Raw genomic sequence first — 24522 nt, 5'->3', positions numbered from 1 at the left:
AACGCGCCGTCCCGGTCAGGACGCCTTCACCTCGTACGCCGCCACCCGCACCGTCTCGTCGTCCAGGCACTGCCCGGTCGTCAGGTCGAAGCGCTGCTTGAGCAGGGGGGAGGCGACGAACGGGCGGCCCCGGTGGGTGCCCGTCAGGCCGCGGGAGAGGACGGCCGCGCCGGTGAACGGGTCCCGGTTGTCGATGGCGTACAGGCCGCCGTCCCGGTCGCGGAACAGGGCGACCTGGCCGCCGTCCGGGAGCAGGGCCGCCACGCCCCGGCCGGGGAGCAGGGCGCCGAGGTCGCAGGCCGTGAACCAGTCGTCGGTCAGCCGCAGCCGCACCTTCAGGCCGGTCGTCTCGGGTGCCAGGGACTCGGGTGCCAGGGACTCGGGTGCCAGGGACTCGGGTGTCAGGGTCATCGCCGGGTGCTTCCTTCCAGGAGGCCGTCTTCCGAGGGGCGCCGCAGGCCGATGTCCAGCAGCGGCAGGTCGGGCTTGATCTGGTCGCGCTCGGGCACGAAGCCCACGACCGGGTCCGGGGTGTCGGGCGCGTTCACGAAGGACACGAACCGGGCCAGCTTCTCCGGGTCGTTGATGGTCTCGGCCCACTCGTCGCGGTAGTGCGCGACGTGCGCCCGCATCAAGGACTCCAGCTCGTCGCAGATGCCGAGCGAGTCGTGCACCACCACGTCCCGTACGTGGTCCAGGCCGCCGGGGAGGCGCTCCAGCCACGTGGAGGTGCGCTCCAGCTTGTCGGCGGTGCGGATGTAGAACATCAGGAACCGGTCGATCAGGCGGACCAGTTCGGCGTCGGAGAGGTCCTGCGCGAGCAGGTCCGCGTGGCGCGGGGTGGCGCCGCCGTTGCCGCCGACGTACAGGTTCCAGCCGTTGGACGTGGCGATCACGCCGAAGTCCTTCGACCGGGCCTCGGCGCACTCGCGGGCGCACCCGGAGACCGCCGACTTCAGCTTGTGCGGGGAGCGCAGGCCCCGGTAGCGCAGCTCCAGGTCGATCGCCATGCGCACCGAGTCCTGGACGCCGTAGCGACACCAGGTCTGGCCCACGCAGGACTTCACGGTGCGCAGCGACTTCCCGTACGCGTGCCCCGACTCGAAGCCGGCGTCCACCAGCCGGGCCCAGATGAGCGGCAGCTGCTCGACGCGGGCGCCGAACATGTCGATGCGCTGACCGCCGGTGATCTTCGTGTAGAGCCCGAAGTCGCGGGCGATCTCGCCGATGACGATGAGCTTCTCCGGGGCGATCTCGCCGCCCGGGATGCGCGGGACGACGGAGTACGAGCCGTTCCTCTGCAGGTTGGCGAGGAAGTGGTCGTTGGTGTCCTGGAGCGCGGCCTGCTCGCCGTCCAGGACGTAGCCGCTCGCGCCGATCGCCGGGGCGAGGGAGGCGATGACCGAGCCGACCGCCGGCTTGCACACCTCGCAGCCCTCACTGCCCCGGGCCTCCTCGCGGCCGTACCGGTCCAGGAGTTCCCGGTAGGAGGTGATCCGCAGGGCGAGGACGATCTCGTACAGCTCCTCGCGGGTCTGCGCGAAGCAGCCGCACAGGCCCGTGTCGACCTCGACGCCGCTCGCCTCCAGCTCGGCGGTGACCAGCTGGCCGAGCACCTTGACGCAGGAGCCGCAGCCGGTGCCGGCCTTGGTGCACTTCTTCACCTCCGGCACCGTGGTGCACCGGTGGTCGGTGACCGCGCCGCGGACGGTGCCCTTGGCGACGTTGTGGCAGGAGCAGATGATGGCGTCGTCGGGGAGCGCGGAGGGACCGAGCTGGGCGCCCGAGCCGGCGCCGGCGGGCAGCACGAGGGACTCCGGGGCGATGGGCGGGACGGAGCCGGTCAGGGCCCGCAGCGTGCCGTACGCCTCCGCGTCGCCGACCAGGACGCCGCCGAGCAGGGTGCCGTCGCGGCCGATGACCAGCTTCTTGTACAGGCCCGCGCGGGAGTCGGAGTAGACGACGTCCAGGCAGTCCTCGGCGGTGCCGTGCGCGTCGCCGAAGGACGCCACGTCCACGCCGAGCAGCTTCAGCTTGGTGGACAGGTCGGCGCCGGTGAAGGACGCCTCGTCGTCGGCGATGGTCGCGGCGGCCGTCTCCGCCTGCTCGTACCCGGGCGCCACCAGCCCGTACACCCGGCCGTCCGCCGCCAGCGCGCACTCGCCGATCGCGAACACGCGCGGATCGGTGACCGTGCGGCACTGCTCGTCCACCGCGATGCCGCCGCGCTCGCCGACCGCCAGTCCGCAGTCGCGGGCCAGCTGGTCGCGGGGGCGGACACCGGCGCTGAACACCACCAGGTCGGTGGCGAGTTCGGAGCCGTCGGACAGCTTCATACCGGTGACGGCACCCCGGGAGTCGACCACGATCTCCTGCGTTCCGACGCCCGTGTGGACGGACAGGCCCATCCCCTCGATGGTGCGCAGCAGCGCGGCGCCGCCGCCCTCGTCGACCTGCACGGGCATCAGGCGCGGCGCGAACTCCACGACGTGCGAGGTGAGTCCGAGGCCCTTGAGCGCGCCCGCCGCCTCCAGGCCGAGCAGGCCGCCGCCGACGACCGCGCCGGTCGTCGCGTTCTTCGCGTACTCCTCGATGGCGAGGAGGTCCTCGATCGTCCGGTAGACGAAGCAGCCCTCGGCGTCCTTGCCGGGGACCGGCGGGACGAACGGGTAGGAGCCGGTCGCCAGGACCAGGACGTCGTAGTCGACGGTCAGCCCCGAGCGGGCGGTCACCCGGCGGGCCTCGCGGTCGACGGTCTCGGCCGGGTCGCCGACGTGCAGCTCGATGCCGTGCTCGGCGATGAAGGCCGGGTCGGTCATCGACAGGTCCTCCGGGGACTTCCCCGAGAAGTACGAGGTGAGCTGCACGCGGTCGTACGCCGGACGCGGCTCCTCGCACAGCACGACCACGCGGTGCGTGGCGGTCAGGCCGCGCTCGGCGAGCGCCTCGAGGAAGCGCTGGCCGACCATGCCGTGGCCGACGAGCACGATGGTGGGCGGGGTGGCCGTGGACATCAGGAGCCTCCGTCAGAGGTGAGCAGGTGGAGCAGGGGGCCGCCGTCGGAGGGGAGCGGCTCTGCTCCCTCCCAGGCGCGCGCCAGCGCGCCGACGGTGCCGAGTTCGCCGACCAGGACCCCGCCGACCAGCCGGTCGTCGCGGACGACGACCTTGCGGTAGGTGCCCCGGGTGGCGTCGGCGAGCTGCACGACGTCGTCGCCGGGGCGGGGGTCGGTCTCGCCGAACGCGGCGAGGTCGAAGGGACTGTCCGGCCCGGTGAGGGTGAGCCGGGTCAGGGAGCGGGTGCCGGTGTAGCGGGCGGCGCGGTCGCCGGCCAGCAGCGCGGCGAGCGTGCCGGCCTGTTCGAGCGCGGGCGCGGCCAGTCCGTACACCGTGCCCGCGTGCTCGGCGCAGTCGCCGACGGCGCGGATGTGCGGGTCGGAGGTGCGCAGTTCGTCGTCGACGACCACGCCCTTGCCGACCCGGAGGCCCGCATCCTGCGCGAGGCCGACGCGCGGGCGTACCCCGCAGGCGAGGACGACCAGGTCGGCGCCGAGGGCGTATCCGTCGGCCATCTCCACCGACCGCACCGCCCCGCCGACCGAGCGCACGTCCCGCACCCGGCACTCGGTGTGCACCTCGACGCCGAGGTCCTCCAGGTGGCGCCGGACGAGCACGGAGGCGGCCGGGTCGAGCTGCCGCTCCATCAGCCGCTCGGACTGCTGGGCGAGGACGACCTGCGCGCCGCGCACGGCCAGCGCGCGGGCGGCGGAGACGCCGAGCAGCCCGCCGCCGACGACGACCGCCCGCGCCCCCGGCCGCACCGCCTTGGACAGGGCCAGGCAGTCGTCCATGGTGCGGAACGCGTGCACGCCCTCGGGCAGTTCGCGGCCCGGGGTGAACAGGCCGCGCAGCGGCGGAAGTACGGCGTTGGAGCCGGTGGCCAGGACCAGCGTGCCGTACCCGATCTCGGAGCCGTCGGCGCAGCGCACGGTCCGCCCGGCCCGGTCGACTCCGGTGACCTTGGCGCGGACCAGCTCCGCGGGCGCCGGCAGGGCGGTCACCTCGGGGCCGAACCGTCCGGCCAGCACCTCCGCGAGCAGCACCCGGTTGTACGGGCGGTGCTCCTCGTCGCCGACCAGCACCGCGGGCGTGCCGAGCTCACCGAGCCGCCGGGCGAGCGTCACGCCCGCGAGCCCGGCGCCGATCACCACCACACGCGCATTCGAGGTCATGGCACCGAGCGTGCGGTGCGGGTGTTACCCGACGGCATCCCTCCTGTTTCCCGGGGGGAACGCTGCCCTCAGCGGGGGCGGGGGAGGGGTGTGAGGGACGGTGGGCCGCCCCGCAGGGGGTGCCGGGTCGGTCCGTGCGGGGCGTCGGGTCTGCCCGGTAGGGGCGCCGGCTCCGGCCGGGGGCGCATCGGACCATCCGTGGGGCACGTCGGCCCCGGTCCGTGAGGGGGGTGCCGGGTCGGTCCGTGAGGGGCGCCGTCCCCCGCCCGGGAACCTCAGAAGTCCCTCATCTCGATGGACGGCACATCCGTCCCGTCCGTAGGGTCGCGATCATGCCCGACATATCGCTGACCACGGTCGTCCTGCTGTGCCTCGCCGCCTTCGCGGCCGGGTGGATCGACGCCGTGGTGGGCGGCGGCGGGCTCCTGCTGCTGCCGGCGCTGCTGCTCGGCCTGCCCGCCGGGACCCCGGCCGCGCACGCCCTGGGCACCAACAAGGCCGTCGCCATCGTCGGCACCACGGGCGCGGCGGTGACGTACGTCCGCAAGGCGCCCGTGGACGTCGGCACGGCCGTGCGCATCGGCCTGGCGGCCCTCGCCGGGTCCTCCGGCGGGGCCTTCTTCGCCGCCGGGATGAGCACCGAGGTGCTCAAGCCGGTGATCATGGTGGTGCTGCTCGCCGTCGCGGCCTTCGTGATCCTGCGCCCCGCCTTCGGCACCGCCCCGGCCACCGGCCCGGCCACCCGCCGTCAGATCCTCGCCGCGATCGGCCTCGCGGGCCTCGGCATCGGTTTCTACGACGGCCTGATCGGCCCCGGCACCGGCACCTTCCTGGTCCTCGCGCTCACCGCCGTGCTGCGCCTGGACCTGGTGACGGCCTCCGCCACCGCCAAGATCGTCAACTGCTGCACCAACGCCGGCGCCCTCGCCACCTTCGCCTGGCAGGGCGCGGTGCTGTGGCAACTGGCCGCCCTGATGGCCCTGTTCAACCTCGGCGGCGGCATGTTCGGCGCGCACACGGCCCTCAAGAAGGGCAGCGGCTTCGTCCGCGTCGTCCTGCTGACGGTCGTCTTCGCCCTGGTGGCGAACCTGGCCTACGAGCAGTGGGTGGCCTGACCGGGGCGTGTCCTTCCCGGGCGCGCGCCCTCCGGACGCCTCATCGGCTGCCGGTGAGGTGGGCGAAGACGACCACGTTCCCCTGGTACCCGGTGCCGCGTGAGTAGCCGCCGCCGCAGGTGATGACGCGCAGTTCGGGCCGGCCGGCCGCGCCGTACACCTTCTCGTCGGGGAAGTCCGTGGCCGCGTACACCTCCACCGCGTCCACGGTGAACACCGCGACGCCGCCGTCGCGCCGGTCGACCTCGATCACGGCGCCCTTCTTCAGTGCGCCGAGCCGGTAGAAGACGGCCGGGCCCTCGGTGTTGTCGACGTGCCCGGCGACGATCGCGGTGCCCGTCTCGCCGGGTGTGGTGCCGGCCTCGTACCAGCCGGCGAGGTTCTCGTCCTCGGCGGGCGGCACGTCCAGGCTGCCCGCCGGCGTCAGTCCGAGGCCGGTCAGCGGAGCGTCCACGCCGATCGCCGGGATGCGGACGCGGTCGGGCGGGGAGGGCGGCAGCGCCGGCGCGGCGGGCGCTTCCCGCGCCTGCCCCGAACCGGCCTGGGCGGCCGACGGCTGCGGCGGCGCCCCGGTCTCCGTGCCGCCGCTCAGGAGCCACGCTCCGGAGCAGAGGGCGACCGCGGTGACGGCCGTTATCGCGGTGTTGCCGAGCCTGCGCATGACGACCACTCTCCCTCGGGGAATCCCTGCCCCCTCCGGGCCGCGAGGGGCATCGGACCCGGAGGGGGTGGGGAAGTGCGGTACCGGTCGACGGGCAGCGGAGGGTGCCCGTCAGATCCCGTCGCCTCTCGCCCGGCGATGCAGGAGCCAGGTACCGCCCGCGGCGGCGACGGCGAGAGCCGTCACGCCGGCCGCGGTCTGTACGGGGTCGGGGCCAAGAGCGCCGCCGACCCCCGTCTTGACGCTTCCTCTGGGGTACACCTGTTCGCGGACGGCGGTCAGCGTGACCTCCAGGTCACCCGTCACCCGGCGGCCGCTCTCGGCGCAGGTGACGACGATCTCGTACGTCCCCGGCTGCGCGCTCGGCGGCACCTCGAACCGCCCGACCACCTCGTCCCCGGGCGTGTCCGGCGCCAGCGGGAACCGGCCCGAGCCCACCGCGCCGGCGTCGCCCTCCGCCGCACCGTCCTCGTCGCAGGCCGAGGTGGACACGGTGGCCTCGTCGCCCGGAACGACCGAGGAGGGGGACACCTCCAGTCGGCCGGCGGCCGTGGTGTCCCCGGCGTGCGCGGGCACGGTGGCGAGGCCCGCGGCCGCGACGGCGAGCGCGGTACCGGACAGCAGGCGAGCGGTACGTCGCATCGGTGCTCCTTCGAGCTTTTCGGTGGCCCCTGCCCTACCGAGGAAACTGGCACCGGACGCGGCCCGCTCCCCGAGCACGCCCCGCGAATGGGATGAACGGGTGTCACCGCCCGGCCCCACCTTCACGACCATGACGACGTTTCGGCAGGTCACCGGCGCCGTACGGGGCCGCGGGGCAAAAGATCCCGAAGGGGGTGCGGCGGAGGTGTGAACGGGTGACCGGCGCCCCCGAACAGCCCCGCCCGTCCCGCCTTGACCTCGAGCAAGGTTGAGGTAACAGGCTGGCCCGTATGAACACGACGACCTCTCCGCTCCACGTGACCCTGCTCGTCGGCAGCAACCGGCACGGCCGCTTCGGCCCCGTCGTCGCCGACTGGCTCCTGGACCACCTCCGCAGGCGCGACGACCTGACCCCCGAGGTCGTGGACGTCGCCGAGACCGACCTGCCCACGTCCTTCGCCCGGACCCCGGAGGCGACGGCCGCCCTGGCTCGGATCACCCCGAAGCTGGCGCGCGCCGACGCGTTCGTCGTCCTGACCCCCGAGTACAACCACTCGTTCCCGGCCGGCCTGAAGAACCTCGTCGACTGGCACTACACCGAGTGGCGGGCCAAGCCGGTCGGCCTCGTCTCCTACGGCGGCCTGGCCGGCGGCCTGCGCGCGACGGAGCACCTGCGCCAGGTCTTCGCCGAACTGCACGCCGTCACGGTCCGCGACACGGTCTCCTTCCACAACGCGGGCGCGTCCTTCGACGACGCGGGCACCCTGCGGGACCCGTCCGGCCCGGACGCGGCGGCGAAGACGATGCTGGACCAACTGGTGTGGTGGGGGAGGGCGTTGCGGGAGGCGAAGGAGAAGCGCCCGTACGACGGCGCGTGACGGACGGCGGCGGCCGGCACCCTTCCGGGGTGCCGGCCGCCGCCGGGCGGACGCGGGCACGCGGCGCCCCGATCGGCGGCGGCGACCGGTGGACCCGGTGACCAGGGCCTGGCGGACGGGTCCTACGACGTCACCGTCTCCACCCGCACCGCACACACCTTGAACTCCGGCATCCGCGAGGTCGGGTCCAGCGCCGGGTTGGTCAGGGTGTTGGCGCGGCCCTCGCCGGGCCAGTGGAAGGGCATGAACACCGTGTCGGGGCGGATGGCGGTGGTGATGCGGGCCGGGGCCACGGCGCGGCCCCGGCGGGAGACGACGGCCAGCGGGTCGCCCTCGGCCGCCCCCAGCCGCGCCGCCAGCCTCGGATGCAGCTCCACGAAGGGGCCGGGCGCGGCGGCGTTCAGCTCGTCCACGCGCCGGGTCTGCGCGCCGGACTGGTACTGCGACACGACCCGCCCCGTGGTCAGCAGCACGGGGTACTCGTCGTCGGGCTCCTCGGCGCTCGGGCGGTGCGTGACGGGGACGAAGCGGGCCCGGCCGTCGTCGGTGGCGAAGCGGTCCAGGAACAGGCGCGGGGTGCCCGGGTGCGGCTCCGGCGCGGGCGCCGGGCAGGGCCAGAACACCCCGTTCTCCTCGGCGAGCCGCCGGTAGGTGATCCCCGAGTAGTCCGCGGGCCCGCCCGCGCTCGCCCGGCGCAGTTCCTCGAACACCTCCTCCGGGTCGGTCGGGAACCCCTTCTCCAGCCCCCTGTCCGCCCCGAGCCGTTCGGCCAGTCCGTGCAGCACCTCCAGGTCGCTGCGCACCCCGTCCGGCGGGGTGACCGCGCGCCGCCGCAGCAGCACCCGCCCCTCCAGGCTGGTCGTGGTGCCCGTCTCCTCCGCCCACTGCGTCACCGGCAGCACGACGTCCGCCAGCGCCGCCGTCTCGGACAGCACCACGTCGCACACGGCCAGGAAGCCCAGCGACCGCAGCCGCTCCTCGACGTGGGCCGCGCGCGGCGCCGACACCACCGGGTTGGAGCCCATCACCAGCAGCGACCTGATGTCCGTGCCCAGCGCGTCCAGCAGCTCGTACGCGCTGCGCCCCGGCCCCGGCAGCGCGTCCGGGTCCACGCCCCACACCCCGGCGACGTGCCGCCGCGCCGCCGGGTCGGTCAGCTTGCGGTAACCCGGCAACTGGTCGGCCTTCTGGCCGTGTTCGCGCCCGCCCTGCCCGTTGCCCTGCCCGGTCAGGCAGCCGTACCCCGACAGGGGCCGCCCGGCCCGCCCGGTCGCCAGGCACAGGTTGATCCAGGCGCCCACCGTGTCCGTGCCCTTGGCCTGTTGCTCGGGCCCGCGCGCGGTGAGCACCATCGCCGCCTCCGGCGCGCAGAACAGCCGTACCGCCTCCCGCAGTTCGGGGACGGACACCCCCGTGATCCGCTCCACGTACTCCGGCCAGTGCGCCATCGCCGCCGCCCGCGCGTCCTCCCAGCCCGTCGTGCGCTCCTCGACGTACCGCTCGTCGACCCGCCCCTCGGCGACGACCAGGTGCAGCATGCCCAGCGCGAGCGCCAGGTCGGTGCCCGGCCGCGGCGCCAGGTGCAGGTCGGCCTGCTCGGCGGTCCTCGTGCGGCGCGGATCGACGACGATCAGCGTGCCGCCGTTCTCGCGCAGCTCGGTGAAGTACCGCAGCGACGGCGGCATTGTCTCCGCCGGGTTCGACCCGACGAGGATCACGCAGCCGGTGCGGGGAATGTCCTCCAGCGGGAAGGGCAGCCCCCGGTCGAGACCGAACGCCCTCGTGCCGGCCGCCGCCGCCGACGACATGCAGAACCGCCCGTTGTAGTCGATCTGCGAGGTGCCCAGCACCACCCGGGCGAACTTGCCCAGCGCGTACGCCTTCTCGTTCGTCAGTCCGCCCCCGCCGAACACCCCGAGCGCGTCCGCGCCGTGCTCCTCCCGCGTGCGCGCCAGGTTCCCGGCGATCCGGTCCAGCGCCTCGTCCCAAGAGGCCGGCACCAGCGCGCCGTCACCGCCGCGGACCAGCGGCGAGGTCAGGCGGACCCCGGACGAGAGCACCGCCGGCGCCGTACGGCCCTTGCCGCACAGCGCGCCCCGGTTCACCGGGAAGTCCGCGCGCTCGCTCACCTCGACGCTCCCGTCGGCGGTGGGCGTCAGATTCATCCCGCACTGCAGTGCGCAGTACGGGCAGTGCGTGGGCGTCGGGGTGTTCTGCATGCGGTCCAGCGTGTGCCGCCCGTGTTACGCGCCCGGTCGGCCGATTGTTACGCCGCCGGGACGGTGACCTCCCCGCCGCCCTCCGGCCACGGTGAGGGCCGTGTCACCGTCCGCCGGCCAGTGCTTCGGACACTCCCGGCTCCCTCGGCCCGAGGAAGCGCGGATCCGGCTCGAACACCGCGTCCAGCGCCGCCTTGCCCGCCGCGAGGACCTCCCGCGCACCCCCGTAGTACCAGGTCGCGTCATGCTCGGCGTCGACCCCGACCCCGTACGACGCCACCCCCGCCTCCTGGCACAGCGCCACGGCCCGCCGGATGTGGAAGCCCTGGCTGATCAGCACCGCCCGGTCCACGCCGAAGATCTTCTTCGCGCGGACGCAGGAGTCCCAGGTGTCGAAGCCCGCGTAGTCGCTGACGATCCGCCCGTCGGGCACGCCGTGCCGGACCAGGTACGCGCGCATGGCGTCCGGCTCGTCGTACTCCTCCCGGCTGTTGTCGCCGGTCACGAGCACCACCTCGATCCGCCCCGCGCGGTACAGCTCGGCCGCCGCGTCCAGCCGGTGCGCGAGGTACGGCGACGGCTCGCCGTCCCACAGTCCGGCACCGAAGACGACCGCGACCTCGGTAGGGGGCACGTCGGCCGTGGTGCGCAGCCGGTCGCCGGTCACCACGTACGTCCAGGTCGCCGGCAGCAGGGCCAGTACGCACCCGGCCACCACCGCCCGGATCAGCCGTCGCTGCCCCCTGCGGGTGCGCGGAAAGCGCGGTCTGCCCGGTCTCCAGCGGCGCATCGGTGTCGGTCCCCTCCCGGTAGGCTCCTGCTCCCAGGGACGTACGGGCGCGCCGTCCGGTTCGGCCCCGCTCACACGCGGCGGCCGGTGCCGTGTGAACCGACGGTAAATTCCCGTGACGTCCGCGCAACGGGGAGGCAACGTCCTGCCGCCACGCTCGGTGCATGACGGTGATGACAGTGACGGGCAGGACGAGCACGGCGCACCCCGGCGGCACCCCCGCCCTGGTCGTCGTCGCCCACGGCAGCCGCGACCCGCGCGCGCTGCGCACCGTGCGGGCCCTCCTGGACCGGGTCCGCGCCCTGCGCCCCGGCCTGGAGGTGCGCCTCGGGCACATCGAGCTGAACGCGCCCCTGCTGCCCGACACGCTCGCCGCCCTCGGCGACGGGGAGGCCGTCCTCGTCCCCCTGCTGCTGACCCGCGGCCACCACGTCGAACGGGACATCCCCGAGATGGCCGCGGCGTCCCCGGCCCGCACCCGCGTGGCCGCCCCGCTCGGCCCGCACCCCCTGCTCGTCGACGCCCTCCACGCCCGCCTCACCGAGGCCGGCTGGCCCGCCCGCGCGCCCCGGGACAGCGCCGTCGTCCTCGCCTCCGCGGGCTCCCGCGCCCCGGCCTCCCGCGCGGACACGGCCCGCACCGCGGCTCTCCTCGCCGCCCGCCTCGGTGTCCCGGTCGTTCCCGCGTACGCCTCGGCCGCCGCGCCCACGGTGCCGGAAGCGGTCCGTTCGCTGACCGCCCGGGGCTACCGCCGCGTCGCCGTGGCCTCCTGCTTCACGGCCCCGGGCCGCTTCGCGACGGAGTGCGCGGCAGCGGCCCCCTGGATCGCGTCCGCACCGCTGGGCACCCATCCGGCGATGGCCCGCCTGCTGCTGCGCCGCTACGAGGCGGCGCCGGCACCGGCCACCACGGCACCGGCGCCGGACTCAGGGCCGTGCGGGGTCGGACGCGGTGGTCTCGGCCTCGAGGGCCGCGCGGGTGGCCGGCCCGTACACGCCCGGTGACTCGTCGACGTTCCGCAGCCACTGGAAGCGGTGCACGGCGATGGTGACGTCGGTGGAGAACTCGCCGTCGACGGGACCGTAGTACAGGTGGAACTGCGCCAGCCGTCGCTGGAGTTCGGCCACCTGGGGGCCCTGGCTGCCGAGTGACAGCACGGAGACCTCCGGCGGGGGTGACGGCCGCGGCGGCCGTGACGGCCGTGGGTGCGATGCCGGTGGCGGGGTGCTGCTCGGTGCGGTCGACGGTGTGCGGCCGGTGCTGGGCGACGTGCCGGGACGCGGGCCATGGGTACTCGGCCCGGCCGCCCGCCTGGTCGGTGTCGCCGAAGGGGACCGGCTGGGGGCCGGGTCCGGGGCCGGTGCCTGCGACGTCCGGGCCGGCGGCACGGTCACGGGCGCCGCCACCGGCCGTTGGGCCGCCGCGGGGCGCCGGGAATCGGAATGGCCGGGAAGCGCGTAGAGAACGATCATCGAACCGATGCCGGCGGCCGCGCCGCACGCGAGGATCAGCGCGCGTGATGTCCCTTTCGGGCGCCGATGGCTCGGGATGCTGCGGCCGGTCTCCGGCGGCGGTGGCGGGGTGCTCTGTTTCGGGGCGGACTCGGTGAAGAGGTTCAGGACTTCCTGCTCGATGGTGTCCTCGGTGCTGTTCGGTGGGACGACGTGTCCGAAGACGGGATTCGCCGCCTGCTGAGAGGTCATCGAGCTGGGCCTCCGAGCGCCTGGAACATATGAATTCATCCTCTTGCGGGAATGACCGGAATGGCCGGCGGAGCGCCTGCGGTGAACTCGTGAGGCGGGACGGCAGTCGTGCGCCACCCCGCCTCACATTTCGTTCACAGGTCCTTCATGTATTCCGATTCGTCAGGTACGGCGACGGCGTCGCGCGACGGCGAACAGCGCTCCGCCGGCGGCGAGGACGGCGGCCGCGGCCACGGCGATCAGCGTGGTGGGTCCCGCGCCGGTGGTCGCGAGGAGACCGGTGTCCTCGCGCGGTGCGGGGGAGGACGCGGACGGCCCGGCGGCCGGCTGCCCGGCGGACTCGGACGGCCGCTCCGGCTGCGCCGGCTCGGTCGTCCCCTCGGGCTGCGACGGGGCGGACGGCGTCGCGGACGGCTCCGTGTCCGGCTTCGCCGGCTGGTCCGGCCGGGCGGACTCGGCCGGCTGCGTGGAGGGGGCCGGGGCCGGCGGGACGGTCGTCCCGGTCCCGCACGCGAAGGCCGGCGAGCCGTTCCAGGGGTAGTTGTGGCTCTCGTTGCCGGAGCCGTGGGTCCGCACGTCCTTGCCGAAGTACAGGCGTCCGTTGGTGCTCGCGGTGATGTCCGCGGACGCCTCGGGGGCGAGGATCGAACCCATGAAGTTCCCGCCGCCGCCCAGGGTGAGGGACGGGGACTTCTCGAAGTTGTACAGGATGCGCGAGGCGGCCTCGCCGAAGTTCGCCGAGCTGTACAGGTCGACCCGGTCGTCGTTGAATCCGACGGACATGGGGGAGATCCTGACCGCCTGGGAGCCGGTCACGTTGACGACGACGGAGGCTCCGGCCGGGATGGACCTGAACGAGAACGTCGAGGCGCCGTCGAGGTCGGCGGCGGAGATCTCGAAGACCTGGAGGCCGTCCTTGCCCGCCCCCGTGCTCGTGAAGGTGACCGAGGCGCCGCTCCGCTCGGCCGTCCCCGTGGTCTTCAGCGAACCGAGGGAGGACGACTCCTTCCCGAGGGTCGTGTCGAACGCGGCGTAGGGGCCGAGGGCCCCCTTCTGCCCCATGCCCTGGGTGAGGGAGCCGCCGTTCGTCTCCAGCTCCCCCTGGTCGTCCAGCTTTCCGCCGACCTGGACGGAACCGCCGTAGCGGGGGCCGGCCGTGAGGCCGTGGCCGACGTCGACCGTGGTCCCCTTGCCGACCGACAGGCCGCCTCCCACGGCGAGCATCACGTTCCCGGAGGCGGGGAGGATGCCGGAACCTGCCCCCACCCGGCCGACGTTGAAGACGCCGCCGCCGCTCTTGGCGAAGGAGGCGTCGCCCTTGACGACGAGAAGCCCCTCGGCCTCCGCGGTTCCCCCGTCGGCCGTGTAGTCGCCGCCGGCGAAGAGGGCGACGTTGTTGTCGGTGAAACTCGGGGCATGGCCGATACCGGGCGTCTTTCCCGGGGCCGGGCACGACGCCGACTGTCCGGTGGCCATTGCGGGAGCGGCCGCGTATATACCTCCACAACCTATCAAGCCGAGCGACAGGGCCAGTGCGGCCGCAGTACTTGTTCTGGTGGTCGTTATTTCTCGCTTGCGCACGCTGACGGACTTTAGCAGCGCTCGGGGTGGGTGGGAGTGGTGAGGAAAAGGCTTCCCGGTGCGGCCCTCGATGGAATTCGCTAAAGAAACCTCATGGCTTGATTAAGGGAACCCTAAAACCGGGGGATTTCCTTGTACCGTCACCTGTCGGGCGTTAAGGCTGCCGAGTCCGGATCGTTACGGAAGGCGCGCGGGGTGGTCACCGTTCCTCGATCTCGACGAGGGGCGGGTGCTGGTACCACGTGCAGAAGACCGCGATCTCGCGGTCGCCGGCGGTGAAGCTCACGCGGATCCACTGGGGGTGCTTCCACACCTGCATCCGCCAGCCCGGGTTCGGGGTGGCGGAGACCAGTTCCGCGTGGTCCCCCTTCATGTCGAAGGTGACCCGGCCGCCGTCGACGGAGTACTCCTTGGGGCTCGTCCCCGCGCCGTCGCCCGGCCCGGCGGTCGGGGCCGTGCCGTCGCCGGTGGGCCGGGCGCTCGCCGCGGGGCTGGTGGAGGCGGCGACCGGAACTTCCTGTTCCGCTTTGTCGTCGCCCGTGGGTTCCGGCCGCTCGGCCGCCGGGGACGCTCCCGGCGAGCCGCCGGAGCGCGTCCCGTGCGCGGTTTCCGGTTCTCCCTTTCCCGGGGCCTGCATAACGGGAAGGGCGGGGGGCGGGCTATAGGCGGTGGCCGTCATCACCGTGTGGACACCCCACCAGGAAACCGTGCCCGCCGCCGCGGTGGACAGCGTCCAGGCAATGGCGTGTTTCAGAAGTCGTCGCATCGTGATCCAGGGTGCGCTAAGTGTTCTCGGGCCGAGGCTCCTGCGAAATCGTTTCATTGGTTAGCGTACGGTTTCGCTCATGGCTAGTGTGCTCCTGGTCGAGGACGACCGTTTCGTACGCGCTGCCCTCATTAGGCACCTGACCGACGCCTCCCACACCGTGCGGAGCGTCGGCACGGCGCTCGATGCGTTGCGCGAGGTTTCCCAACTCCAGTTCGACGTCGTGATATTGGACCTCGGGCTGCCCGACCTCGACGGCGCCAAGGCCCTGAAGATGCTGCGCGGCATCACCGACGTCCCGGTGATCATCGCCACGGCCCGGGACGACGAGGCCGGGATCGTGCGCCTGCTCAACGACGGCGCCGACGACTACCTGACCAAGCCGTTCTCCGCGGAGCACCTGTCCGCCCGCATCGCGGCGGTCCTGCGGCGCTCCGGCGCCGGTGCGGACACCCTGGCCGCGCTGCCCCAGGCGATCCGCGTCGGCGGGATGACCGTCGACCCGGTACGCCGCCGGGCCACCCTGGACGGTGTCGAACTCGACCTGACCCGCCGCGAGTTCGACCTGCTCGCCTTCCTCGCGCAGCGCCCCGGCGTGGTCGTCCCGCGCAAGGACCTGCTGACGCAGGTGTGGAAACAGCCGTACGGCGCCGACAAGACCATCGACGTCCATCTGTCGTGGCTGCGGCGCAAGCTCGGCGAGTCCGCGGCCCGGCCGCGCTACCTGCACACCTGCCGGGGCGTGGGAGTGATGCTGGAGCCCCCGCGGTGAGATGGGCCCTCATCCGGGTCTGCCTCGCGGTCACGGGCATGGTGGTGGTGGCCTTCGCGGTGCCCCTCGGACTGGTCGTCAGGGAGATGGCGTCGGACCGGGCCATCGCCAACGCCGAACGGCAGGCGGCCGCGCTCGGGCCGACGCTCTCGATCACCACCGACCGGAAGTACCTGACGCAGGCCGTCCTGTCCACCGAGGCGGGCGCCGCCGGCCGGATGGCCGTGCACGTCCCGGCCGCCGGCGGCGCTCCCGAGGTGGAGATCGGCCGTGTCCGGGTGGCGCACGACCGGGTGGACACCGTGCGCGAGCTCGGGCACGCCGCCATCACGGACGTGCCGGGCGGCTCGGCGTTCCTGCAGCCCTTCGCGGTGAAGTCCGGGCAGATCTGCATCGTCGAGGTGTTCGTGCCCGAGGCCGAGGGCAGCCGCGGAGTGGCCATGGCCTGGCTCGTCCTGGCCGGCGTCGGGCTCGCCCTGATCGTCGGCTCGGTCCTGGTCGCGGACCGCCTCGGCGTACGGCTCACGCAGCCCGCCCAGCGGCTCGCCGGTGCGGCGCAGCAGCTCGGGCAGGGCAGACTCGGCGTGCGGGTCGAGGAGGAGGGACCGGCGGAGCTCAGGCAGGCCGCGGCGGCCTTCAACGCGATGGCGGGTCAGGTCGTCCAACTCCTGGCCAACGAACGGGAACTGGCCGCGGACCTGTCGCACCGCCTGCGCACCCCGCTGACCGTGCTGCGGCTCAACGCCGCCTCGCTCGGCCACGGCCCCGCCGCGGACCAGACACGCAGCGCCGTCGAACAGCTGGAACGCGAGGTCGACATCATCATCCGCACGGCACGCGAGGCCAAGCCGCAGACGGCCGGACCGATCCTCGACGCGGGCTGCGACGCGGCCGAGGTGATCCGGGAACGCATGGAGTTCTGGGCGGCGCTCGCCGAGGACGAAGGCCGTGCGGCCGGTGTCGCGGGTGTCGACGCGCCGGTGCCCGTACCCGTCCCGCGGGGTGAGCTCGTGGCCGCGCTCGACGCCCTGCTGGGCAACGTCTTCCAGCACACGCCGGAGGGCACCGCCTTCTCGCTGGACGTGCACCGGAGCCGGGACGCGGTGATCATCCTCGTCTCCGACGCGGGACCCGGAATCCCGGACCCCGAGGCGGCCCTCGCCCGGGGCAACAGCGGGGACAGGGACGGTTCGACGGGCCTGGGGCTGGACATCGTGCGGCGGATGGCGGAGGCCACGGGCGGCGACGTGCGCGTGGGCCGCTCGGTGCTCGGCGGCGCGGAGATCCGTGTGTGGATCCAGCTCGGCGCCCAGCAGGACGAGCAGGGGAGCCGGCGCGACCGCAGGGCGGCCCGGCGCCGCAGGCGCCCGGGTGTCACGTCGGGGTGACGGCCCACGCCCCCCGGACACGGGGCCGCCGGCCGTCGGGGCCGTCGCCGGGGCGGGCCGTCGTGGCCACGGACCGGACCCGGGGGCGGCCCGGTCCGTGGCCGGGGGAGCGCGGGGGGCGCGCTCCCCGTACCGGACCGACAGGTGGGGAGTCGGTCCGGTGGTCTCGTACGCCCTCGTGCCTGCCGAGGGGCGCCGGGTGGTCAGGGGAGGAGATCACCGCCGGCCGGTGCCGGCCACAGCGCCGGGGCGGGCAGGGCCGGACGCCGGCCCCCGTACGGCCCGGCGGGGGAGGGGACGGCCGGGACCTCGGCGGGCAGCGGCACGCCGGTGGACCACGTGTCACCGAACAGGGGCCCCGCCGGTGAGGCGTGCGCGGGCAGCGCCCTGACGGGCGTGAGAGCGGGGGCGTCGGCACTCGCCTCGTCCAGGAACGTCACCACCCCCACCTCGGCGCTTTCCTGCTCCCCCACCGCGGAGAGCGTCATGACGCTCTCCGCGGCGCGCCCGCGCCGGCGTCCGGTCGGCCGGGGAGCGCCGCCCACGGCCGCCGCGCGGCCGTCGGTGCCGGTGCCGGTGCCGGCACCGGGATCGGCGTGACGAGCGCGCCGTCGGCGGTGGCCCGACCCGCCGGGATGCCGCGCGGGCAGCTCCCGCGCCCGCGTCCCGGACGGGGCGTCGGCGGCGGGCGGTCGTCCGGTCGCCGCGGCCGGGGAGGCGAGCGGCACCTCGACGACGTACGTGCTGCCACTCGTCCCGGGCACCCCGTACCGCTGGACCACCCCCGCGTGCGCGTCCACGACCGCGCGGACGACCGCCTGGTGGACGGGATCGCCGCCGGCGTACGGACCCCGCACCTCGATCCGTACGGTGTCGCCGCGCGGCGCGGCCACGACGACGGTCGACGGCTCGCCGGCGTCCGCGCCCCCCGGCACGGCCCGCCCGGTCACGCGGCTGCCGCCGGCGTCCTCGTCGTCACCGGCACCGGCACCGTCACCGTCACCGTCGGCGACGTCGGCGAGGAGGTGGGCGAGTGCGGTGGTCAGGCGCTCCGGGTCCACCTCGGCCTCGATCGGGGGCGTGTGCACGGCGAACCGGGCCCGCCCGTGCCGCATGAGCCGCTCGGACCGGTGGACGGCGGCGTCCACGATCCGGCCGATCTCCGCCCTCTCCCGGCGCGGCTCCTCCGCGCCGTCGGCGAGCCGCTGGGCGTCGAGCAGTCCGTCCAGACAGGCGGTCAGCCGCGCGCACCCGGCGGCCAGGAGGCCCAGCAGCCTGCCTGCCTCCGGCCACAGATGGCCCGCGTCGTCGGCCGCCAGGCCGGCGAGTGCGGCGCGTATCTCCTCCAGCTGACCGTGCCGGGCACCGCCGACGGCGGCGGCCAGCTGCGCGTGCCGGTCGGACAGGGCCTCGTACGCGTCCTCGTGGCGGCGCAGCGCGGCGGCGTGGCGTTCGGCGTGGGCCGCGAGTTCGGCCGCGTGCTCACGCGCGAGCCGTTCGTCCGGGCGGCGGTCCGTGAAGGTCATGACGACGCCGACGATCCTGCCCCCCTCGTGCACCGGGGCGGTGGTCATGTCCACCGGGATCCGGGTGCCGTCCTGTGCCCACAGGACCTGTCCGCGCACCCGGTGCTTGCGGCCGGACCGGAGCGTGTCGGCGAGGGGCGACTCCTCGAACGGGTACGGCTCGCCGTCGGCGCGGGTGTGCAGGAGGAGCGGGTGGACCTCCTGGCCGCCGAGCCGGCCGGCACGGTAGCCGAGCATCCGCGCCGCGGCGGGGTTGACCAGGACGATGCGCCCCTCGGCGTCCGTACCGATGACGCCCTCGGTCACCGCGCGCAGGATGGACGCCGTCTGCCGCCGCGAACCGGCCAGCTCCGCCTCGACGTCGAACACCCCGGTGAGGTCCCGGACGACCAGCATGAGCAGCTGCTCCCCGCCACGGCGGTCGTACGGGCCCGCCGCGCCCCCGTTCTCCAGACAGGAGCTGTGGACCTCGGCGGTGAACTCCTCGCCGTCCGTGCGCCGGGCGGTCATCCGTCCGGGCCCGGCCTGCCCCCTCCGGCCGGACTCCTGGAACGCGAGCGCCGGGCCGGACGTGAGACGCCAGTCGAAGTCGGGCAGCAGATCCAGCAGCCCCCGCCCGACGAGCGCGGTGCCCGGGGCCTCGAACAGGGCGAGAGCCGTCGCGTTGGCGCTGACGACCGTGCCGTTGTTGTTGACGAGCAGGAGACCGTCGGGGAGGGCGTCGAGGACGACGGCGAGACGGCCGGGACCATGGAGCGGCATGTTGTTCACGACGACACCTCCTGAAACGGGCTTCTCCCGCGGAACGTTCCGGTACTCCTCGTCCACCCGGACGCGGGCGGACGAGGACGCGGACGCGAGGGGACGGACCGGTGGGACGGCCCGCGCGGTGCGGCGCCCCGGCGGTCCGGTGATCAGCAACCTAGCGGCAGGAACGCCCTCGACCGGCCGATGAGAGCCCTGTCGGGCGAGCTTTATGGGTGCCTTAACAGACCTCTGAGGCTGCCCTCACCCAGCGGGGTCCGGCAGGGCCCGCGGACGGCCCGGGACCGGACCTCCCGCGCGACGACGGGACGGCTCCGGCGCCGTGTCCCGGGCGGGACCCCCACATGTCACACCCGCCCCGTACTGTCGAGGACATGGAAGGCACCGCACCCCCCGCCGCGTACGACCCGACGTCAGTCGCCCGCTGGGCCCCCGAGCCCGACAAACGCCCCGGCCGCACCGCCTTCCAACGCGACCGCGCCCGCGTCCTGCACTCCTCCGCCCTGCGCCGCCTCGCCGGCAAGACGCAGGTCGTCACGCCGGGGGAGCGCAGTCCCGTGTGGGACGCCAGCCCCCGCACCCGCCTCACGCACTCCCTGGAATGCGCCCAGGTCGGTCGCGAACTCGGTGCCGCCCTCGGCTGCGACCCGGACCTGGTGGAGGCCGCCTGCCTCTCCCACGACCTCGGTCACCCGCCCTTCGGCCACAACGGCGAGACCGCGCTGAACGAGTTCGCCGAGGACTGCGGCGGCTTCGAGGGCAACGCCCAGTCCCTCAGACTCCTCACCCGCATCGAGCCCAAGCGGTTCACCGAGGAGCGCTCCGTCGGCCTCAACCTCACCCGCGCCGCCCTCGACGCCGCCACCAAGTACCCCTGGTCCCGCGGCGCCCACCCCACCGACCCGGCGTCACCCAAGTTCGGGGTGTACGAGGACGACCGCCCCGTCTTCGCGTGGCTGCGCGAGGGCGCCCCCGGCACCCGCACCTGCTTCGAGGCGCAGGTCATGGACTGGTCCGACGACGTGGCGTACTCCGTGCACGACGTCGAGGACGGCCTGCACGCCGGCCACATCGACCCGAACTGCCTGCTCGCCGACCCCGAGCGCGAGGCGGTCTTCGAGGTCGCCGTCGGCCGCTACGTCCCCGCCGGCACCGACCACGCCGAACTCGCCGCCGCCCTCGACCGCCTCCTCGCCCAGGACTGGTGGCCGCACGGCTACGACGGCTCGGCCGTCGCCCAGGCCCGCCTGAAGGACGCCACCAGCCAGCTCATCGGCCGCTTCTGCCTCGCCGCCGAGGCCGCCACCCGGGCCGCGTACGGAGGCGGGCGCCTCACCCGGTACACCGCCGAACTGGTCGTGCCCCGCGAGACCCGCATGGAGTGCGCCGTCCTCAAGGCGGTCGCCGACCGGTACGTCATGCAGCGCGCCGAACAGGAACTCCTGCGCGCCGACCAGCGCGTCGTCGTCGCCGAACTCGCCGAGGCGCTCACCGCCCGCGCCCCCGACGGCCTCGACCCCCAGTTCCGCGCCCTGTTCGACCGGGCCGGTGACGACAGGGCCCGCAAACGGGTGATCGTCGACCAGATCGCCTCCCTCACGGACGCCTCGGCCCGCTCGCTCCACGCCCGTCTGACCGGCCGTTCGGGAGACTGACGATGGCCTGATCGGGTCACTCCCCCTTCCCGCGCCACGCCGTGTGCGGGACGCTCGCATGTGGCGGCACCCTGACGAGGAGGCAACAAAGTGGTCGACGCGGATCAGACATTCGTCATCGTCGGAGGAGGCCTGGCCGGCGCCAAGGCGGCCGAGACGCTCCGCACGGAGGGTTTCACCGGCCGGGTGATCCTCGTCTGCGACGAGCGCGACCACCCCTACGAGCGCCCGCCGCTGTCCAAGGGCTACCTGCTCGGCAAGGAGGAACGCGACAGCGTCTTCGTGCACGAGCCCGCCTGGTACGCGCAGCACGACATCGAACTGCACCTCGGCCAGACCGTCGTCGCCGTCGACCGTGCCGCGAAGACCGTCCACTACGGCGACGACGGCACCTTCGCCCGGTACGACAAACTGCTCCTCGCCACCGGCGCCGAGCCCCGCCGCCTCGACGTGCCCGGCACCGGCCTCGCGGGCGTCCACCACCTGCGCCGCCTCGCCCACGCCGAGCGCCTCAAGGGCGTCCTCGCCTCCCTCGGCCGGGACAACGGCCACCTCGTGATCGCCGGCGCCGGCTGGATCGGCCTGGAGGTCGCGGCGGCGGCCCGCGGGTACGGCGCGGAGGTCACCGTCGTCGAGCCGGCCCCCACCCCGCTGCACGGCGTCCTCGGCCCCGAGCTGGGCTCCGTCTTCACCGAGCTGCACGAGGCGCACGGCGTCCGCTTCCACTTCGGCGTGCAGCTGACCGAGATCGTCGGCCAGGACGGCATGGTGCTCGCCGCCCGCACCGACGACGGCGAGGAGCACCCCGCGCACGACGTGCTCGCCGCGATCGGCGCCGCCCCGCGCACCGCGCTCGCGCAGGCCGCGGGCCTGGAGATCGCCGACCGGGCGCACGGCGGCGGCATCGTCGTCGACGAACGGCTGCGCACCTCGGACCCCGACATCTTCGCGGCCGGCGACGTCGCCTCCTTCCCGCACGCCCTGTTCGACACCCGCCTGCGCGTGGAGCACTGGGCCAACGCCCTCAACGGCGGCCCGGCCGCGGCCCGCGCGATGCTCGGCCGGGACGTCGCCTACGACCGCGTGCCCTACTTCTTCTCCGACCAGTACGACCTCGGCATGGAGTACTCCGGCTGGGCGCCGGCGGGCTCGTACGACCAGGTGGTGATCCGCGGGGACGCGGCCAAGCGCGAGTTCATCGCCTTCTGGGTGAAGGAGGGCCGGGTGCTCGCCGGGATGAACGTGAACGTGTGGGACGTCACGGAGCCCGTCCAGCGGCTGATCCGCTCGAAGACGCCCGTGAGCACGGAGGCCCTCTCCGATCCGCACGTCCCGCTCGAAAGCCTCGGCGTCTGAGTCTCCGCCGCCCCCGTGCCGCGATCCCCGGGGCGGCCCCCGGGTTCCCGGCCGGGGGCCGACGACCGCGGCCGGGGATGTCGGTGCCGACCCGTAGAATTCACGCGTGGCAGGACGGATCAACGACGAGGACGTGAAGGCGGTACGGGACGCGGTCCCGATCGACGCCGTCGTCTCGGAGTACCTCCAGCTGCGCAACGCGGGCGGCGGCAACCTGAAGGGGCTGTGCCCGTTCCACGACGAGAAGTCACCGTCCTTCCAGGTCAGCCCGAGCAAGGGACTCTTCCACTGCTTCGGCTGCCAGGAGGGCGGCGACACCATCACGTTCGTGATGAAGATCGACCACCTCACCTTCTCCGAGGCGGTCGAGCGCCTGGCCGGCCAGGCCGGCATCACCCTGCGGTACGAGGAGGGCGGCTACAACCCCGCCCACCAGCGCGGCGAGCGCATCCGCCTGGTCGAGGCCCACAAGATCGCCGCCCAGTGGTACGCGGAGCAGCTGGCCACCAGCCCCGAGGCGGACGCCGGCCGCACCTTCCTCGCCGAGCGCGGCTTCGACCAGGCCGCCGCCGAGCACTTCGGCGTCGGCTACAGCCCCCAGGGCTGGGACCACCTCACCCGCTACCTGCGCGGCAAGGGCTTCAGCGACAAGGAGCTGGTCCTGTCCGGGCTCGCCCAGGAGGGCCGCCGCGGCCCCATCGACCGCTTCCGCGGCCGGCTGATGTGGCCCATCCGCGACATCGGCGGCGACGTCGTCGGCTTCGGCGCCCGCAAGCTCCACGAGGCGGACACCGGCCCGAAGTACCTGAACACGCCCGACACCGCGATCTACAAGAAGTCCCAGGTCCTCTACGGCATCGACCTCGCGAAGAAGGACATCGCCAAGGCGTCCCGCGCGGTCGTCGTCGAGGGCTACACCGACGTCATGGCCTGCCACCTCGCCGGTGTGACGACCGCCATCGCCACCTGCGGCACCGCCTTCGGCGGCGACCACATCAAGATCCTGCGCCGCCTGCTGATGGACAACGGCTCGGCCCGCGTGATCTTCACCTTCGACGGCGACGCGGCCGGTCAGAAGGCGGCCCTGCGCGCCTTCGAGGACGACCAGAAGTTCGCCGCCGAGACGTACATCGCCATCGCCCCCGACGGCATGGACCCCTGCGACCTGCGCCTGGCCAAGGGCGACGACGCCGTCGCCGACCTGGTCCGGCCGCGCACCCCGCTGTTCGAGTTCGCGCTGCGCCAGATCGTCGCCCGCTACGACCTGGACACCCCGGCCGGCCGCGCCGCCGCCCTCGACGAGGCCGCCCCCGTCGTCGCCCGCATCAAGAACAGCGGCGCCCAGCACGAGGTCGCCGTGCAGCTCGCCGGCATGCTCGGCATCCTCGACACCCAGTTCGTGGTCAAGCGCGTCGCCCAGCTCGCCCGCTGGGCCCGCGACCGCGGCGGCAAGGGCCCCGCCCCCGACCGGCCGCGGCACGGCGGCGGTGACGGCCCGCAGCAGTACGCCCCCGCCGGCCGGACGGCCCCCCGCGGCCCCGCGCTGAACCTGCGCAACCCCGTCTTCGCCACCGAGCGCGAGCTGCTCAAGCTCGCCCTCCAGCGCCCCGAGCTGGTCTCCCCGGCCTTCGACGCGTACGGCGTGGACGAGTTCACCGCCCCGCCCTACGCGGCCGTACGCCAGGCGATCATGGACGCGGGCGGCGCCGAGTTCGGTGTCCAGGACCCGCAGGACTACCTGGTCCGCGTCCGCGAGGCCGCCCCCGACGACACCGTCCGCGCCATGGTCACCGAACTCGCCGTCGAGGCGATCATGCTGCACCGGGGCGTGAAGGACGTCGACGAGGTCTACGCCGGCGCCCAGCTGGTCACCGTCCGGCGCCGCGCCGTCGAGCGCCGCATCCGCGACATCACCGGCCGCCTCACCCGCCTGGGCGGCCACGGCGACCCCGCCGAACTCGCCGCCGTGCAGAACGAGCTGTGGGTCCTCCAGCAGTACGACCAGACCCTGCGCGAACACGGCGCCGCCGCGCTGTAGCGGACCGGACGCAAAAAGTCACCGCACGCCCCTCGTGGCGGCGATGTGTCGTACCCCACACTGGGGGCGGTGTCCGAGTCCTCGGAGCACGGCCGGTCCGTCCCCGACGGGTCCCCGACCCAGGCGGCCGTGTTCACCGCGTACGGGACGGACAGCGGCGAGGCCGCCGACTCCGCTCCCGAAGTACCGCTGCCGCCCCCGCCGGCGGCGTCCATCCTGGAGGTCGCCCCCGTGCAGACCCAGACCCTCACCCAGACCGGCGCGCATACCGACGCCGTCGCGGAGCCGGAAGCGGAGCCCGGCGTGCTCGTCGCGACGACCCCGCACGACCACGGACCCGCGGAGGCCGAGGCCGATCTCCTCGGAGCGTCCGGACCCGCCGACCACACGGAGCCCGACCCCACCGGACCCGACCTCACGGAGCCCGGCCCCACCG

19 protein-coding genes and 1 pseudogene are annotated in these 24522 nt (G+C 74.2%); 9 read left to right on the top strand and 11 right to left on the bottom strand.

Going from position 1 to position 24522, the window contains the following annotated elements; translation table 11 throughout:
- Window positions 1-15 precede the first annotated feature (15 nt).
- Genes nirD through ACIRFH_RS08745 form a run of 3 tightly spaced genes read right to left on the bottom strand, consistent with a single transcriptional unit; the run spans window position 16 to window position 4231 of the window.
- Window positions 16-411: a nitrite reductase small subunit NirD gene (gene nirD, locus ACIRFH_RS08755; protein WP_403518242.1), complete on the bottom strand. Its 396-nt coding sequence runs from the start codon at window positions 409-411 to the stop codon at window positions 16-18.
- Window positions 408-3014: a nitrite reductase large subunit NirB gene (gene nirB, locus ACIRFH_RS08750; protein ID WP_403518240.1), complete on the bottom strand. Its 2607-nt coding sequence runs from the start codon at window positions 3012-3014 to the stop codon at window positions 408-410. The genes nirD and nirB overlap by 4 nt, the downstream gene beginning before the upstream one ends.
- Window positions 3014-4231, bottom strand: a complete 1218-nt coding sequence (locus ACIRFH_RS08745; RefSeq protein ID WP_403518239.1) for an NAD(P)/FAD-dependent oxidoreductase — start codon at window positions 4229-4231, stop codon at window positions 3014-3016. The genes nirB and ACIRFH_RS08745 overlap by 1 nt, the downstream gene beginning before the upstream one ends.
- Before the next feature lie 332 nt (window positions 4232-4563).
- On the opposite strand from ACIRFH_RS08745, the gene ACIRFH_RS08740 reads away from it, so the two are divergent.
- Window positions 4564-5346 (top strand): sulfite exporter TauE/SafE family protein, encoded by a 783-nt coding sequence (locus ACIRFH_RS08740; protein WP_403518237.1) that lies wholly within the window; start codon window positions 4564-4566, stop codon window positions 5344-5346.
- 40 nt (window positions 5347-5386) lie between these two features.
- On the opposite strand, the gene ACIRFH_RS08735 is transcribed toward ACIRFH_RS08740, so the two are convergent.
- Both ACIRFH_RS08735 and ACIRFH_RS08730 read right to left on the bottom strand, forming a co-directional pair.
- A complete protein-coding gene (locus ACIRFH_RS08735) occupies window positions 5387-6007 on the bottom strand; it encodes a class F sortase (RefSeq protein WP_403518236.1) in 621 nt (206 codons plus the stop codon).
- 111 nt (window positions 6008-6118) lie between these two features.
- Window positions 6119-6649: a hypothetical protein gene (locus ACIRFH_RS08730; RefSeq protein ID WP_403518234.1), complete on the bottom strand. Its 531-nt coding sequence runs from the start codon at window positions 6647-6649 to the stop codon at window positions 6119-6121.
- Between the two features lie 290 nt (window positions 6650-6939).
- Here ACIRFH_RS08730 and ACIRFH_RS08725 point away from each other — a divergent pair, with 290 nt between their 5' ends.
- Window positions 6940-7527, top strand: a complete 588-nt coding sequence (locus tag ACIRFH_RS08725; RefSeq protein ID WP_403518233.1) for an NADPH-dependent FMN reductase — start codon at window positions 6940-6942, stop codon at window positions 7525-7527.
- Window positions 7528-7649: 122 nt separating this feature from the next.
- Here ACIRFH_RS08725 and ACIRFH_RS08720 read toward each other — a convergent pair whose 3' ends face one another.
- Both ACIRFH_RS08720 and ACIRFH_RS08715 read right to left on the bottom strand, forming a co-directional pair.
- Window positions 7650-9746, bottom strand: coding sequence for a molybdopterin oxidoreductase family protein (locus tag ACIRFH_RS08720; RefSeq protein ID WP_403518231.1), 2097 nt, complete (start codon window positions 9744-9746; stop codon window positions 7650-7652).
- 103 nt (window positions 9747-9849) lie between these two features.
- Window positions 9850-10536, bottom strand: coding sequence for a vancomycin high temperature exclusion protein (locus ACIRFH_RS08715; RefSeq protein WP_403518229.1), 687 nt, complete (start codon window positions 10534-10536; stop codon window positions 9850-9852).
- Between the two features lie 164 nt (window positions 10537-10700).
- Between ACIRFH_RS08715 and ACIRFH_RS08710 the strand changes: the two genes are divergently transcribed.
- Window positions 10701-11540: a sirohydrochlorin chelatase gene (locus ACIRFH_RS08710; RefSeq protein WP_403518227.1), complete on the top strand. Its 840-nt coding sequence runs from the start codon at window positions 10701-10703 to the stop codon at window positions 11538-11540.
- Here ACIRFH_RS08710 and ACIRFH_RS08705 read toward each other — a convergent pair.
- The 3 genes from ACIRFH_RS08705 to ACIRFH_RS08695 form a co-directional block, all read right to left on the bottom strand.
- Window positions 11463-11693, bottom strand: a complete 231-nt coding sequence (locus ACIRFH_RS08705) for a peptidoglycan-binding protein (protein ID WP_403518226.1) — start codon at window positions 11691-11693, stop codon at window positions 11463-11465. The two genes, ACIRFH_RS08710 and ACIRFH_RS08705, sit on opposite strands and share 78 nt — an antisense overlap.
- Before the next feature lie 708 nt (window positions 11694-12401).
- Entirely contained in the window at window positions 12402-13715 is a 1314-nt protein-coding gene (locus ACIRFH_RS08700) for a choice-of-anchor A family protein (protein WP_403518224.1), read from the bottom strand.
- A 304-nt stretch (window positions 13716-14019) separates the two neighbouring features.
- Complete coding sequence (locus ACIRFH_RS08695) at window positions 14020-14457, bottom strand: hypothetical protein (protein WP_403518222.1); 438 nt, start codon at window positions 14455-14457, stop codon at window positions 14020-14022.
- A gap of 208 nt (window positions 14458-14665) precedes the next feature.
- On the opposite strand from ACIRFH_RS08695, the gene ACIRFH_RS08690 reads away from it, so the two are divergent.
- Complete coding sequence (locus tag ACIRFH_RS08690; protein WP_403518221.1) at window positions 14666-15358, top strand: response regulator transcription factor; 693 nt, start codon at window positions 14666-14668, stop codon at window positions 15356-15358.
- Window positions 15355-16746 (top strand): sensor histidine kinase, encoded by a 1392-nt coding sequence (locus tag ACIRFH_RS08685; protein WP_403518219.1) that lies wholly within the window; start codon window positions 15355-15357, stop codon window positions 16744-16746. The genes ACIRFH_RS08690 and ACIRFH_RS08685 overlap by 4 nt, the downstream gene beginning before the upstream one ends.
- 203 nt (window positions 16747-16949) lie before the next feature.
- Here ACIRFH_RS08685 and ACIRFH_RS08680 read toward each other — a convergent pair whose 3' ends face one another.
- Complete coding sequence (locus ACIRFH_RS08680; protein WP_403518268.1) at window positions 16950-19034, bottom strand: PAS domain-containing protein; 2085 nt, start codon at window positions 19032-19034, stop codon at window positions 16950-16952.
- A gap of 377 nt (window positions 19035-19411) precedes the next feature.
- Here ACIRFH_RS08680 and ACIRFH_RS08675 point away from each other — a divergent pair, with 377 nt between their 5' ends.
- The 4 genes and pseudogenes from ACIRFH_RS08675 to ACIRFH_RS08660 form a co-directional block, all read left to right on the top strand.
- Window positions 19412-20692, top strand: coding sequence for a deoxyguanosinetriphosphate triphosphohydrolase (locus ACIRFH_RS08675; RefSeq protein ID WP_403518217.1), 1281 nt, complete (start codon window positions 19412-19414; stop codon window positions 20690-20692).
- Between the two features lie 90 nt (window positions 20693-20782).
- On the top strand, window positions 20783-22048 hold the full coding sequence (locus ACIRFH_RS08670; RefSeq protein WP_403518215.1) for an NAD(P)/FAD-dependent oxidoreductase: 1266 nt from the start codon (window positions 20783-20785) through the stop codon (window positions 22046-22048).
- Between the two features lie 106 nt (window positions 22049-22154).
- Window positions 22155-24086 carry a DNA primase gene (dnaG, locus tag ACIRFH_RS08665; protein WP_403518213.1) on the top strand — a complete coding sequence of 644 codons (1932 nt, stop codon included), beginning with the start codon at window positions 22155-22157 and terminating at the stop codon, window positions 24084-24086.
- A 69-nt stretch (window positions 24087-24155) separates the two neighbouring features.
- Window positions 24156-24522: pseudogene (locus ACIRFH_RS08660) on the top strand (RNA polymerase sigma factor); the annotation flags it as partial.

The organism is Streptomyces sp. NPDC093586 (assembly GCF_044764905.1).
In the GTDB taxonomy this organism is placed as follows: Bacteria; Actinomycetota; Actinomycetes; order Streptomycetales; family Streptomycetaceae; genus Streptomyces.
Note: the sequence above shows the minus strand (reverse complement) of the source record. Positions and strands in the feature narration are given on the sequence as shown.